The organism is Ideonella paludis (assembly GCF_018069865.1).
GTDB classification, from domain to species: Bacteria; Pseudomonadota; Gammaproteobacteria; order Burkholderiales; family Burkholderiaceae_C; genus Ideonella; species Ideonella paludis.
On record NZ_JAGQDG010000001.1, the window covers coordinates 930,057 to 944,631 of the forward strand.

A 14,575-nucleotide genomic window follows, 5' to 3' on the forward strand; every position below is an offset into this window, starting at 1 on the left:
TCCTTATTCGGCGTTGCGGGCAGCGTGTTGGCGGGCTTCGTGACGGCCTTCTTGGCGGGCGGTCCAGCGGGCTTCCAGCAGGTCGGCGTCATAGGCGTCGCGCAGGGTCTTGGCCAGGGTGAAGACGCAGGAGATGAGGAACAACCAAGACACCAGCAGGTAAGACTTCCACACCGGCTGTATGTTCATACGCCACAGGCCCCAGGCCGTCAGCACCATGGCCAGCACAAAGCCGGCCCAGGCCACGTTGGACCACATGGGCGAGTCTTGACGTTGCTCTTGGTTGTCGCGGATGGTTTTGGCCAGCACAAAGGCGCTGCACAAACAAAACACATAACCCATCACCATGAAGGCGCGGTCCAGGTCCTCGCCGGGCAACCAGGCCAGGCCGGTGGCGCACAGCGAGGCGGCGATACCGAAAGAGATCCAGACTTGCGCTCGCCACGCACGGGTGTCGCGGCGGATCATGGTCAGGGGTTGGTGTGAGTCCATACAGGGCTTTCAGGGTTGAACAGGGTTTCATCATCGAACGCTGCGTGGCCGCAGCGCAGGCGCTTGCGTGCGTGTGCAGGTCCGTCGGCCCTCAGGTATCTGCGGGCGATACTTTGAGCGGCTTGACGAAGTGGCGTCGGGTGTCAAACACCGCGTCACTCAAGCCCTGGCCTTGCCAGCGCAGCGTGCGCTTGAGCATCAGATCGAACAGCAGCGGGTTGTGCGCCCGCACGGTCTCCAGCACCGGCACCTGCTCGGCGGCCAGCAGGCCCGCTCGCACCAGGCCTGAGGGGCGGTAGAGCGGGGCCACGCCGGGCAGCGGGTAGTCGGAGCCATGCAGCAGGCGCGGCTGCCAGTCTTGCCGCGCCAGCAGCGTGCGCCAGACTTCGGCGCTGCGGTTGGCCTGGAACACGGCCGAGATGTCGCCCAGCAGCAAGTCCTTCCAAGCGGGCTCGTCCATCAAGCGCTCAAACAAAGAGAAAGCGCTGCAGGGGCTGGGGCGGCGCTGGTCCAGGTCGAGGGCCTCGCCCAGCGAGGCGCAGTGGGCCATGATCACCCGCACACCGGCTTGCAGTGCCGCGCGCGCTTTGAGCGGGTTGCCCAGCTCGTCGCGGCCCGCACCCGGCACAGCCTTTTCTTCGCCGCAGTGCACGATCAAGGGCAGGCCGCTGCGGGCCAGTCGGGCGTAGAAGGGCGCGAGGCGCGGGGCGGCCAGGTCGATGTTCATCGCGCTGGGCAGCCACTTCAGGGCCACGGCACCGCTGGCGATGGCACGGTCCAGCCGCTCCAGCGCATCGGCACGGTGGGGGTGGATGGACGCGACCCAGGCAAAGCGCTCTGGGTGGCGCTGGGCGATCTCGGCCGCATAAGCGTTGGGCACATGAAAAGTGGTCCAGTCCGGGCGGGGGCGGCCGAAGTCGTCCAAGGCTTCGTCAAAGGCATACAGCATCCAGCGCGCACCTGGCGGAAAGTCGGCCGTCAACTGCAGCAGGCGCTGCACATAGGCGCGGTCGATGGAGGGGGCATCGGGGGCCACGCAGGCCGCATTCAGGATCACGCTGCGGCGGGCCACGGCCGCCGGGTGCCACCACTGGCTCATGCGCGCATCGACCCAGCAGCCCGAGCCGGCATCACCGGTGCCCAGCAGGTGGGCGTGGCTGTCCCACAGCGCGTGCGGGTCCAGCCCCGCAAAGGTCTGCGCCACGAGCGGGTGCTCGACGAGAGGGCCAGGGAGTGGGCCTTTGCAGGGGTTGCGCCAGCCGGCTTGCGCGGCGGGCGTGGTGAGGCTGCTGAACAGGCCGGCCACGGCGGCGGCACCACAGCACAGGGCATGACGGCGGGAGATCAAGGCAGGCATGGCGGGCTTTTTGAGGTTGCAAGGCCGCGCATGCTCGCTGCGGATGGGGCCCCGAGTCGCGCTGGCGCTGCCAAGTGCCCACCCGGGGGGCTGGCGGTATTACTGGTCAATACCGTGTGCGACCTGGCCAAGGGGCATGGTCAGCTTTGCCCAGGGCGCGGACAATCTGCATCTGATGTTTGCCCCTTGCCCTCTTCGCCGCTTGCTGCGCCCCCCGCCTGGGTGGGCGCGCGTGCGTGCGTGGATGCTGGCGCTGCTGTGCTTGGCCTGGCTGGCGCCGGCCTGGGCTGACGCGCCTCAGCCAGGCCGCTATGTGGCTCCGGCTCAACAGGTGTATGCCAATGCGGCGGAGGCCTTGGCCGGTTTTCATCGTGGTGAGTTTGTGGCCATGACGGACTCACCGGTCTCTTATGGCTACAGCGAGGCTCCGGTGTGGATGGTGGTGGAGCCCAGCAAGGCGTGGCCGGCCAGCGGGCCGATGTTCCTCAACATCAATCCCTTGCCCATTTCGCGGGTCATCTTGTGGCTGGCGCGGCCCAATGGCGAGATCTTTGAGCTGGGCCGCAATGGCATGGCAGTGCCCGGTGAGCAGCGCGCAACCCGCACCCGCTTGGCCACGGTGATGGTGCCTGAGGTGCGTGATGTTTCGGGGCTCTTGGTCCTCAAGGTTGAGACCATTTCCGTTCGCGTCGTGGGTCTGACCTTGCGGGATGCCCATGCGCAGCAGCAGTGGACGCTGGTGGAGGGCATTGCCATTGGCGGAGCACTTTGCTTGATGATTTGTCTGTTCGGGGTGGCCATCCTCATCTACACCCTTTTGCAGCAGCGCACCTTGGCTGAATGGGCCCTGGCTTTGGTGATCGTCTCAAGCTTGCTCTTGGCCGTGAACGGCATCATGCGGGCACCGCTGGAGTCCCTTTACCGCGGCATGTTCAATGAGGCGCTGACCATCCTCGCCGCGGCCACCATCATCAATTACAGCCTCACCGCACTGCCCCATTTCGGCGTGCCCAACGCATTGCCGCGCGGGGTGTTTTGGGTCCGCCTGTCGGTGTGGATGGTCGTCCCGGCCGGGCTGGTGGGCTATTTCTGGGGCACCAGTGCGTTGGCAAGCGTGTTTGCCTGGCACACCTTGCAGATTCCGGTCATGGTGGCGTTGGGGGTCTGGCGGGTCTGGGTGGGCGACCGCAGTGCTCGGCGTTATGCGCTGCATGGCGCCTTGATCCTGGGCTCGGTGCTGTGGCTTTACCTCGGGCTGACAGGATGGGTCGCCTTTCACATCAGTCATTGGGTTTTATGGCAAGTGGCCTTGGCCTTGACCTTTGTGTCGTGGCTGGTTGACTTGCTCATGAGCGCTTGGCGTGAGCGCAAGGCCAATGCCTTGGAGCGCGAGCGCTTGCATCAGCTGCTGACCGAAGAGAAGCAGCAGTTGGCGGTGCGCGTCGAAGAGCGCACGGCCGAGCTGCGTGAAGCCCTGGCCGAGGTGCAGCGCGTGGAGTCGCATCAGCGCGAGCTTTTGTCGCTGGCCTCGCACGAGTTCCGCACCCCAGCGGCCATGATCAAGGGGGCGTTGGATGTGCTGGCCTGCCTGCCCGAAGATTACTCAGAGGCGGCCCGCACACGCTTGGAGACCGTGCGCTCGGCCTCCAACCGGCTGGTGTTCTTGGCCAACAAGCTGATCGAGCACGATCGCTGGCGGGAGATGTCCGTCAAGCCCAACAAGGTGATGCTGGACCTGCGGGCCTGGATGTTGGATGTGATGAGCGACTTCCCGCCCGAAACACCGGTGACGGTACGGTCCGGCGAGGCGGCATTGATGGTGAACGGCGATGCCGTGCTCTTGCGCATTGCTTTGCAGAACTTGGTGGACAACGCACTCTCACACACCAAGCCCAGCGATGGGCGGGTCGTTGTGGCTTTGCATGCGGCCCAAGGCTGGGCGCATGTCACCGTGGACGATGACGGGCCCGGTGTGCCCGATGAGGTGAAGGCCAAAGTCTTTGACCGCTTCTTCAGCGGCCGGCGCACCCAGCGGCATGGCCTGGGTTTGTCCATCGTGCGCGCTGTGGCGCGCTTGCATGGTGGCGATGCCACGGTGGCCGATGCGCCGGGGCGCGGTGCGCGCTTTGTGATCAGCTTGCCGTTGGTGTCCTAGCGCACCCCAACCCGCCGCTTCCCTGAGGGGTGTGGCCCAGAAAGGGCGCATCCGCCCTTTTTGACCGACAACGCGGCCCCTGGCCGCAGTGATCACAGACTCTAATCTTCCACCACGCGCACATCGCGCAGGCAATAACCGGTGCCCCGCAGCAAATAGAGCGGCAGCGGGATCTCCACCGCCTGCTCGACGCTGCGGCGCAGCCGGCTGACGATGACTTCCACGCGGTGTTTGGCCTCGGCCGGATTGGCGATCAGCAATTGCACCGCCAGTTCCTCAACACTCACCGCTTGCCCATCGCGCTGGCTCAAGGCATAGACCACGGTGCGCTCATTGCCGGTCAGGCGGCGGCTCTTGCCATTGGGGGCTGTGATCAGGCCCGTTCCCAACTCAAAGGACCACACCATCGGGCTGGGGGCGGCCTCGCTGGCCTCCGCCACTGCGGGGGCGGGCCGCGCCGGTGCCACGTCAGCCACGGCCCTGGCTGCTGATACGGCGCTCAGGCTGTTGACCTGGGCCAGACGCAGCCGGTCTTCAAGACGGTCGATCGTCAGGCACAGCTCATCCAGCTCGACGGGCTTGACCATATAGGCGTCAGCGCCCGTCATCAGCCCATGAACACGGTCGTCACGCAGGCCACGCGCCGTCAGAAAAATGATACCCAGCAGGGGATTGTGGCTGCGCAGGTGCTTGCAGATGGACAGGCCATCCTCGCCTTCCAGGCCGATGTCCAAGACCACCACAGAGGCTGGCTTGACAGCGAAATGCCGATAGAACTCCGCGGCTGAGGCGCAGGCCGTGACTTGGTATCCGCGGTGCTGCAGCAAAAAGCTCAGGTCTTGGCGCAGGCTGTCTTCGTCCTCGACGAGGAAGACGTGGCAATCGGCATGGCGGGTATTGATGGGCGTGCTCACAGCAGGACTCTCTCGCAAGTTGGCGCCGATCATACGGCGCACCGGCATCGCAGTCGCCTCTACCTCTCGCCAAAGATAGCGAGTTAGCGACGAAGTGCGCACTCAAAAAGCACAAGTTGGCACTCAAGGACTTTGCAGCCCAGCCGATGCATCAGGGTGGAGCCCTGTCTGGGCCGCGCCGCGAGAGTTTGTGAAACTAATATTTCAAAGGCGCCATTTAATTATCAATACTGGAATAAATTAATCTCGCGCATGGCCACTATAAATTCACAGACTTACCCCGCTGAGGATGATTAATAATTCCATGAAATCAGATAATTTGAGCCTCTGAAAAGGCCTGACCATGAGCGCTCCTGAACCCCTGCCCGACCAAGCCCGCCAACAAGCGCGGGGGGTTTTGCGTTGGCTGGCCGCTGCCGGCCTGGTGGGCATGTTGGCCTGGGCCGTGGCCCAAAGCCAAGCGACCAGTGTGATCGGCAGCTATCTGGAGCTGCAAGGCCAGGTGGTCGGCCCGGCCACCTCGCCCACGCTGAACAGCACCTTGGATGTGAGCGGCGGCGACACTGTGCGCTGGACGCATTTCATGAGCTCACGCTTGGAAAGCCCCTTTGAAGCCGAGGGCTTGCAAACGCTCCCTGAGGGCAACACCTGGGTGCGCGGCAGCCTCAAAAAGCCCGCCACGGCCAAGGCGCAGTGGCAGGTCAATGGGCAATGGACCGAGACCGAGCCGGCCGAAGGAACGGCCGTCACGGCGGTGAAATGGAATCAGAGGCCCATGTATGAGGCCACCTATACCTCGACGGCATCGGCGGTGGATTTCAGTGGGACGGGTGATGGTTATCGCATCATCCCCTTCAAAGATAAATTGTTTGTTGTTAATCACCTGAACTGGGATTATCTCAATTGCCGCATGGCCACCACTGGCTTGCCCTGCCCGGGTTTTGAGAGGGGTGGATTCAATTTTGAAGAAGTGGCCGGAACGCCCCTGAAAGCGCAGGGCAGAGAGCAGTATTGGGAGCGCGCCAGAATCAATTTGGAAGCCATGAATTACCGTACCGGCGAGTTATTCGTCTTCGTGACGAAGGGAAGCTGGGATGGAGATACCTATGTGGCTTGCACTCAACTGGATACGCTCACGTCCTGCGGCATGACCAAGATCAGCAGCACCCCGATGATGGGCAGCTTTGAGCCCGTGGGCGACCACTACTACATGCGCGACAAGTTCGGCACTTTGTACTGCTACAACTACGTGAGCAAGGAGCCTTGTGGCTCGGTCAGTTATGGCCCAGTGGCCGCGAACAAGCAGCCCTCCGCCGTGTTCGAAGGACGTCTGTATTTCTCAGACCAAGTCCGGATGTATTGCCACGATGACGCGGCCAAGGGCTCTTGCAGTGGATGGCCTCTCGAAGGAATCAAACTGGAGGGATACAACCTCTACGGTTTGCTCAACACCGACGGCAGCCTGAAGGGCGTGTGCACTTTCAATATCTACACCGATAGCCTGGGGTGCCTGACCAAAAATGGCGAGTCACTGACGCCCAGCAGCGCATTTGCCAGCTTCATCCGGCAATACTCACCGGCGCGCTATCCGAACTGGGCGGTTGGCAGTACCTATATGGGTACCAAGATTTACACCGCCAACGATGTCTATATTGGTTGTTTTGACTTTGCGACCCATGCCTCCTGCGGGTCCTCCGGGCCTGCCTCAGCGGGCATGGCCACCTATGGGGTGCGTGAGGATGCGACCCGCCCCGGGTGTTTGTTGACGCTGGGCGACGCCGCGGTCGCCTTGATCGTGGATGCCAAGACCTGGAAGGCCTGTAGCGGTGGCATGACCGGCACCCTGCCCGACTTGGCCGTGGACCCGCAAGACTATTTCCAGTGCGACAGCGCGCGCTCGCGGGTCGATGGCTGGCGGGATGTGCGCATCAGCCGCAGCATTGCCTGGGGCGGCGCCAATGGCCTGAGCGCGGTCACGGTGACGCTCAAGGATGGTGCGGGCAAAGAGCTGCCTGCAGCGCTGAACCCGGTGCGCAAGATGGCCAAGGACAGCTACAGCCTGAGCATTGCCGACATTCCCTATGCCAGCTACCCCAAGCTGACCATCGGCCTGAAGCTGGAGTCTTCCGGGGCCTTGCCCAACAAAGTCGAGTTCGGCGCGGATGTGACCTGGGACGGTGACCCGCAGCAAGTGTGCGTCAGCACCAAACAGCCGGCGCAACCCAACTGCCAACTCAACAGCAGCTTGGTGGTCAACACCCGCGTGCTGGGTGAAGCCGTGGGCACACCGGCCGAGACCCTGAGCGTGGGCACCGTGCTCTCGCCCGGTGGCCTCTCCAGCGGCTACTCGGCCGTGGCCACGCCGACCTCACCGCGGGCGGTGCTCAGCGACCTGGGCGCGCGCGACCCCAAGACCTATGTGGTGCAAGGCCGCTGGGCGCTGAAGGACTTCAGCGGCGACTTGTGGGCCTTTGGCCTGAGTGCCAATGGCCAGATCGACAGCAGCAGCCACCTCTCGGCCCAAGACGCGACGGTAGCGGCCGCGCTGCGGCCCATGTTCACGGCGGTGGCGGCCAGCAGTGCCCAAGCCGCCAGCAAACTGGAATGGGCTTCGCTGAGCGCGGGCCAACAAAGCGCGCTGAACCTGGACTTGCGCGGCGTGGCCGACACCAAAGGCTCGGCGCGGCTGGACTATCTGCGCGGCAGCGATGGCAGCTTCCGCCCCCGGGGCGGCAAGAGCTTGGGCCCGGTGCTCAGCTCCAGCCCGGCCATGGTGTTGCCGGCCGCCACCCTGAGCCTGAGCGAGCGCAACTATCCCGGCTACACCGCCTACCGCGCTGCGGTGACGCGGCCCCACCCGATTGCGCTGTTCGGTGGCAATGACGGCGCCGTGCATGCCTACGAAGTGCGCCCCGGCGCCCTCAAGGAAGCCTGGTCCTTTGTGCCCGACGTGATGCTGCGCCGTGCAGCCAACTATGCCGACCCTGGTTTGGCGGGCATCCGCGCCAACCCCTATTTCGTCGACAACATCCCCATGGTCGGCCACGTCAACACCACGGGCGAGAACAGCAAAGACGGCTGGCGCGCGGTGGCCGTGGTGACCTACGGCCGAGGGGCGCGCGCCATCACCGCACTCGACGTCACCCAAGCCGACTTGAGCAAAGGCGATGGCGTGCTCTTTGAGTACAGCAACACCAGCGACCCGGAGCTCAAGGACTTGGGCTACATCATCAGCCAGCCCGTCAGCAACAACGCCTTGGTCTCCCAGCACATCGTGCAGTTGGGCAAAGACACCGAGCGCCGTGCCGCCGTGCTGGTGGGCAACGGCATCCACAGCAACGACGGCCAAGGTGGGGCGGCCGCCAGCGGCAGCGGCAAGGCGGTGCTCTACGCCTTCTACCTGGACAAGGGCGAGCGGCGTTGGCGGCGCTGGGCCGTGGATGAGCTGTGGGCCGGTGCCGACAGCGAGCCCGCGCTCAAGACCAACAACGGCCTGAGCATGCCCACGCCCGTGGACGTGGACGACGACGGGCGCATCGACCTGGTCTATGCCGGCGACATACAGGGCAATATGTGGCGCTTTGACATTCGCGACCCCGCCGCCGCCCGTGTGACGCGGCTGTTCAAGACCGAGGAGCAGCAGCCCATCACCCAAGCGCCCTTTGTGGTGGCCAACACCCAGGCCACCGGCTGCGGCAGCGAAGAGGCCAGCGCCAGTGCCAGCGCCAAGCGCTGCTGGCAAGTGGTGTTCTCCACCGGCGCGGCCATTGCGCCGCTGATCGGCACGCCCAACATCAGCACCCAGTCGATCTACGGCGTGCTCGACAAAGGCCGGGGCCGCACGGTGGCGCGGGCCAGCCTGACGGCCATCCCGTTTGAGAGCAACCAGGTTCTCAACAGCGTGGAGTACCGGGCCTTGAAGCCCACCACCGTCAACTACAAAGACAGCGCCCTGGGCTGGGTGGTGGACCTGCAAGCCTATGAGCACGGCGTGGGCGCGCCCCGCCAGCAGCCCACGGGTTTGGTGATGTTCTCGTCCATCCGGCCGACCACGCCGGACAAGGCCATCAACGTCTGTATCGGCCCGCGCTCCTGGCTCAATGAGGTCGACCCCATCCATGGCTACAGCGCCTTGGTGCCGTTTGACACCAACGGCGACGGCAGCATTGATGGCCAGGACCGCCTCAACCCCAACAGCAATACGCCGCTGAGCCCAGCGGGCATGGCGGTCAGCGGGGCACAGTTCGGGCCTCCGGCGATCCTGCTGGCGGCGTCCACCCAAGCGCAGCAGATGTCGCTGCTGTTGCCCAGCCTGGGGCAAGACACAGGGCAGGTCGATTCCTGGTCGGGCGGCACCCCGGCCGGCGGCTCCGCCACCCCAGGCGGCAACAGCACCGCGCTGACCCATGCCAACCGGGCCAAGCTCGGGCGCATGAGTTGGCGTGAGATGTATTGATCAGGCCCGACCTGGGCGGCGCAGGCCGCCCAGCCCTGCACCGGCCTGCGAGAGAGTCTTGAGAGCTTTGGCCTCAGCCAGCCGGGCTTTGGGGCCTGTTGGGTGCGAGAAATGTCTGCACAGACAAGTCGCCAGCATGAGGCCCGCTCCGAAGGCAGACGTAACTCTCCTAAAAAATAGAAATAGCAAGAATAAGAAATTTATATTTCGCTAGAGGATATTTAAATATATTCGGCAATTCCTCTAAAAACCCTTGACGGTATAGTATCTGCCCATAGAATCAAGTTGTTACCGATGTAACCTGATCGAGATTTACCGTTGGGGCGGGCCGTGGTGACCACGGCACCGATATAAGAGATGGCTGCTCAGAAAAAAGAGGCTGTTCACCGCCTGTCTGGGACCGTGCCAGAAGTTTGAGGAGAGGGCGGCGGTGAACACCAATGACATCGGGCTGATCGACGCCGATTCGCCGTGGAAGTATTGCGACTCCGAGCTGGAAAAGGCCAAGCTGGAGCGCAGGATTGCGCGCTTTCTGATCCCGCTGCTGCGCAGAAACTTCTTCAGCTCCGTCCTGGAGGTGGGCGCCAACAATGGCCACGGCACCTTGATGCTGCGGCATCTGGGCTTGGATGCGCATGCGGTCGACCCCTTCTTCCGGCGGGATGTCTCGGACTTGCATCCCTTCATGCGCCGGGCTTCAGGGCTTTACCTGCCCTTCGAGGCGCGCCGGTTTGAGCTGAGCTTTTCTTTGGACGTGATCGAGCATGTGGGCACCGTCGGGCCGGAGCTGACGCTTTGTGAAAACCATTGGCGCCTGCGGCGTCAGTTTGTGGATGAGCTCTGTCGCGTTTCTTGCGAGATGGTGGTGATCACCACCGCCAACAAGCGCTTTCCCTTTGATGAGCATGGCACGCGCCTGCTGGGCGGCTTTCGGCCCCACAGCCCTCGCGAGCAAGCGACCCTGTCATTGGACGAGTTGGTCCGACTCTTTCGTCGCAATGGCTTTGAGCTGGAGCAGCACCTCGACCCCACGGGCTTCTTCGAGATGAACCGTCTACGCAGCAGCCTGGGCGAGCCGGCGGCCAAGCTGGCGGAATGGTGGCTCAAGGCCTGCAGTAATCGGGTCTTGGGCGGCTCGGTCCTCAACCCGCATTTGTTTTTGAGCTTTCGGCGCCACTGAGTGTGGGCAGCGAGGGCAGGCGCAGGTGAAAGCGTGCGCCATGCGGCTGGGCATCGCTGACGCTGACCTGGCCCTGGTGAGAGCGCGCGATCGCGGCCACGATGGACAAGCCCAAACCATGACCGGGCTTGCGCTGCGCGTTGGTGTAGCGCTGGAACAGATGCGGTCGAAGCGAGTCCGGAATGCCTGGGCCTTGGTCGGCGATGATCAGCTCGATCTCCTGCGGATGCTGAAGCACTTCCAATGACACCGAGCCTTCTTGGGCATCGGTGTGGCGGATGGCGTTGTCGATCAGGTTTTGCAGCGCAATCCGCAGCAGGACCGGGTCGCCAGACACCTGCACACCTTGGACGTGCTCCAGTCCTCGGGTGTGGATGAACAGCACTGTGTCATGCAAAACCTCGTGCACCCATTCGGTCACCGAGACGGCATGGAACTCTGGATGGATGGTCAGCTCATCAATGCGTTCGGCGCTGATCAATTTGTTGGCAAGGAACTGCAAGCGGTCGGCCGCGATTCCCATATTGCGCAAGCGCTCGGCCAAGTTCGACTGCTGTGAGCCGGGGCGCAAACGCAAGTCATCCAGCAGACGACGAATCCGCCGCGCGGGCGGCTGAAACTCTTGCGCCGCGACCAGCAGCAAGTCCCGCTGCGCGCGCTCCTCGCGCCGCAAATCTTCATGCAAAGTCTGCAGCGCCGAGGTGCCTGCCAGCACCTTCTCTTGCAGGGACGAGCGCTCCGCCATCAGTTGAGCCTGAAGATGCTGGCGCCTCAAGCGTGCACGACCGTGGGTTTGGGCCAAGCCGCGCACCAAGTCCACCAAGATCACGCAATAGCAGATGAACAGCGCGTACTGCCAGGCCGTCATGTTGAAGGCCCCAAAGCTCCAGTAACCCCACTTCCCACCGTACTGGTAGATGAACGCCGCACCGAGCAGCCAACCCCAAATGCCCTGAGAGCGCGCCTTGGGATGTCCTCTTAACGTTTGCAATAAGAGTCCCAATCCCATGCAGGCCATGGTGGGTAGCAGCACCAGGGCCAGCCCCAAGAACAGCGACCACCCCAATGCATCCATCACCAGGGCGACTGGAATCACCAACCAAGACATGGCCAAGGTGGTGGCGTGCAGGCGCGGGTAGTCTTCGGCCAAAGACAGATAGCGCCCCATGAACAACACCACGGACACCAACATCAGCGCCCCCGAGGTCGTCAGCAGCCAGCTATAGGCTTGCAGCGAGAAGTCCAACAGCAAGATGGACAGCATGCCGTTGAAGCACAACACAAACAGCAGGCCTGCCCCAGTCTGCGCCAGCCACACCGCCACTCTGCCGTTGCGAGAGCGCAGGAAGGCCAGGCCGGCGGTGGCCAGGCAGGCGCACATCAGGCCGAACAGAATTCCGAAGCCCAGCCCCTGCAGGCGCAGGCTCTCCAACTGGTACTCCGCCGAGGTGACCTGAGCATAAACGGCCATGGAGGCTGAGGACTTCACCTTGAGCAACACCAATGTCGGCCCGGGGCGCTCGGGCTTGATGACAAAGCTGTGCTCCAGCGTGGCGCCGCTGCGTGACTGGCGCGGCACCCCGATGCCTGAGCGGCCCACAAAGATGGGATGTCCTGTGGCGTCCAAGGTGTAGGCTTCGATGCTGTCGAGAATCGCGGGGCCGACCGAGACCACCGAGGCCGTCCCCGGCGGCGAGGACGAGAACTGCACGGCCAGCCACATGGGCTGGCGCTGATAGCCGCGCCCAAAGCCGGTGTCCTTGCGCTCGAACGCACCGGCCAGATAACTCTTGAGCGCTTGGTCGGGCGAGAAGAGCTCGGCAGACTTGGCGCTGGCATAGACGGTGAAGTCGTGCTGGGGCATCCACACGCCGCAGCCCGAGAGCAGCACGCACCAGCAGCACAGCCAGCCCCACAGTGTGCGTCGCAGAGCCTGACTCAGGCCGTGATCGATCAGGCTCATGGCGGCAGCTCCATGAGAATGTGCAAGCCGCCTGCCTCGGGCATCTCCGCTCGGGTGTGGCCACCCAGCTTGGCGCCGACGGCACTGACCATGCTCCAGCCCAAGTCTTCGGTCAGTCGCAAGGGCTCGATGGGAATCAGGGCGTTATGCAGCGCATTCGCCTCGGCAGGGCTCAGCCGAGGGCCATCGTCGGAGACGCATAAGCGCAGGCCCAACACACCGCGGCTCAAGGACAGGATCACTGCATTGGGCTGACGGCTGCTGCGGGCCAGCGCATGGTTGATGACAATGGTGAAGGCCCCACGCAGCAAGCGCGTGTCGGCGTGGATGACGCAAGGGGCGTCGTCGTCCGGCAGGCCCAGGCCGAGCGTCATGTCTTCGCTGTAGTCGCCGGCCATCTCCAGCAGCCATTCACGCAGATCCACCGCTTGCATCTGTGGCGACTGCACCCACTGGCGCCACTGGTCCAGCAGGATCACTCGGTTGGTCAACTCCACCAATTGCTCGGAGGCTGCGCGCAGCTCCGCCAGCGGTGCCAGGGTGTCGGGCGAGGGCGGGCTGCTTTCGTATCGCAAGGAATCCAGTGAGGCCTTGATCATCGCGGCGGGGGTGCGGAACTCATGCGAGGCCATCGACAGCAAGCGGCGATGTGCCTGCTCTGCTTCCATCAGGTCCGCGTTCGCTTGTTCCAACTCGCTGGCACGCCGCAGCACTTTGTGGCGCAGCGCATCGCGCTCAAGTTGCAGGTCGCGCTTCAGCGTGGCTTGCTCATAGAGCTGGGCCTGACGTTCGCGCGCAATCTCCGAGACGATGTTGAGCAGCAGGCCGGCAATGCTGACACCGGCCACCACTTGCCAGCCATACATGCTCAGTGCATCGAGAGGCACCAAACCCACCTCGCCCGCATATTGATAGCCGACCGTCAGCGAATGAAAAATGAACAGACCGCCATAGCGGCGGGCATAGCGTTGGCCAGCTTGCACCCCGTGCCACACCACCCAGGGTGCGATCAGGAACAGCGGAATGGTCCACAGGGCGGCGCCCAGGATGATGGAGCCCCCCATGCTCAAGGAGACCAAGCCGGCTGCCGCAGCCAGGGCTCCCCAGCGCACCAGCCACACCGCAGCGCGGCTGCTTTGTTGCTCGTCGGGCAAAAAGGCCCGCAGCACACTGGCAATGCTGATGCCAGCCAACCAGGTGGCGGTCAGCAAGATGGCGTGCACCACACCAGGGTGATGCCAATCGAGGCTGGCGGCCAACACACCGTTCCAGGCCAAGGCATAGAGGGTGAAGCCGGCAATCAAGGTGGCCCAGACGTAGAGCTGATCGTCCTTCAGCACGGTCGCTGCCCAGAGCGCCCCCAGGTAGACCGCGGCACAGAAGGTGACCATGGTCCACAGCAACAGGTTCTCGCGGAAGACGCGAGTGGTGTGATCGCCTTGGGACTCGATGTGAATCGTGACCGCATGGTTGCTGGTGGCATGCACTTGGATCAGCCACAGACCATGCGGTGGGCCGCCGTCCGCGAGCCGGAATGCCGCCTGACGATCACGCATATGGCGCGCTGCCGGTGGTACATAAAGACCACCTTCGCCTACCTTGTCTATACGTGTATCGCCAGGCTGAACGCGGTAGAGAGTGACCTGGTCCAGCAGCGGCATGCCGACGGTCAAACGGGGGTCCTTGCCCCAGCGATGGTCGGGCGGAATCTGCAGCACCCACCAGCAATCATCACCGGTCTGTGGGCGCCCTGAGCCATTGACGCGGGTGATATCAAACTCACCTCGACGAAATGATGCTAACGCCTCGGTGGGGGTGTGATAGACCTCGCCGGGCTCGGAATACCACAGCTCGAATCCTTGCACTGGCGCCTGGCGTGGCAGCAGCAGCAAAGCCGCCACGCACAAGAGGAACAGGACCGGCGAAATCCGCAGCCAATTCTTGCTCCAGCGTGGAATTTTCAGCGGCGAAAGTACAGCACTCAAAGGGGTTCCAAAGCGATAATTCGAGGGTCCGAACAACCAGTGGTGAGCCCCTCGTGAACCAACCATCAACAGC

The 14,575-nt window shown here is 63.6% G+C and carries 8 protein-coding genes; 3 read left to right on the forward strand and 5 right to left on the reverse strand.

The window, feature by feature from the left end; translation table 11 throughout:
* Window positions 1-3 precede the first annotated feature (3 nt).
* Together KAK11_RS04280 and KAK11_RS04285 are read right to left on the reverse strand one after the other, a co-directional pair.
* The gene (locus tag KAK11_RS04280) at window positions 4-492 is read right to left on the reverse strand and encodes a YiaA/YiaB family inner membrane protein (protein WP_210806474.1); all 489 of its coding nucleotides are present in this window, start codon (window positions 490-492) and stop codon (window positions 4-6) included.
* Window positions 493-583: 91 nt separating this feature from the next.
* Entirely contained in the window at window positions 584-1,849 is a 1,266-nt protein-coding gene (locus KAK11_RS04285) for an amidohydrolase family protein (RefSeq protein ID WP_210806476.1), read from the reverse strand.
* 175 nt (window positions 1,850-2,024) lie between these two features.
* Between KAK11_RS04285 and KAK11_RS04290 the strand changes: the two genes are divergently transcribed.
* A complete protein-coding gene (locus KAK11_RS04290) occupies window positions 2,025-4,004 on the forward strand; it encodes a sensor histidine kinase (protein ID WP_210806478.1) in 1,980 nt (659 codons plus the stop codon).
* Window positions 4,005-4,105: 101 nt separating this feature from the next.
* Here KAK11_RS04290 and KAK11_RS04295 read toward each other — a convergent pair whose 3' ends face one another.
* Window positions 4,106-4,966 (reverse strand): response regulator transcription factor, encoded by an 861-nt coding sequence (locus KAK11_RS04295; protein ID WP_210806480.1) that lies wholly within the window; start codon window positions 4,964-4,966, stop codon window positions 4,106-4,108.
* 295 nt (window positions 4,967-5,261) lie between these two features.
* Here KAK11_RS04295 and KAK11_RS04300 point away from each other — a divergent pair, with 295 nt between their 5' ends.
* Both KAK11_RS04300 and KAK11_RS04305 read left to right on the forward strand, forming a co-directional pair.
* Window positions 5,262-9,374, forward strand: a complete 4,113-nt coding sequence (locus KAK11_RS04300; protein ID WP_210806482.1) for a pilus assembly protein — start codon at window positions 5,262-5,264, stop codon at window positions 9,372-9,374.
* Window positions 9,375-9,804: 430 nt separating this feature from the next.
* Window positions 9,805-10,554, forward strand: a complete 750-nt coding sequence (locus KAK11_RS04305; RefSeq protein ID WP_210806485.1) for a class I SAM-dependent methyltransferase — start codon at window positions 9,805-9,807, stop codon at window positions 10,552-10,554.
* Here the strand turns inward: KAK11_RS04305 and KAK11_RS04310 are convergent.
* Window positions 10,517-12,517 (reverse strand): sensor histidine kinase, encoded by a 2,001-nt coding sequence (locus KAK11_RS04310; RefSeq protein WP_210806487.1) that lies wholly within the window; start codon window positions 12,515-12,517, stop codon window positions 10,517-10,519. The genes KAK11_RS04305 and KAK11_RS04310 overlap by 38 nt on opposite strands.
* Entirely contained in the window at window positions 12,514-14,502 is a 1,989-nt protein-coding gene (locus KAK11_RS04315; protein ID WP_210806489.1) for a sensor histidine kinase, read from the reverse strand. Before KAK11_RS04315 ends, KAK11_RS04310 begins: the two co-directional genes overlap by 4 nt.
* Window positions 14,503-14,575 lie beyond the last annotated feature (73 nt).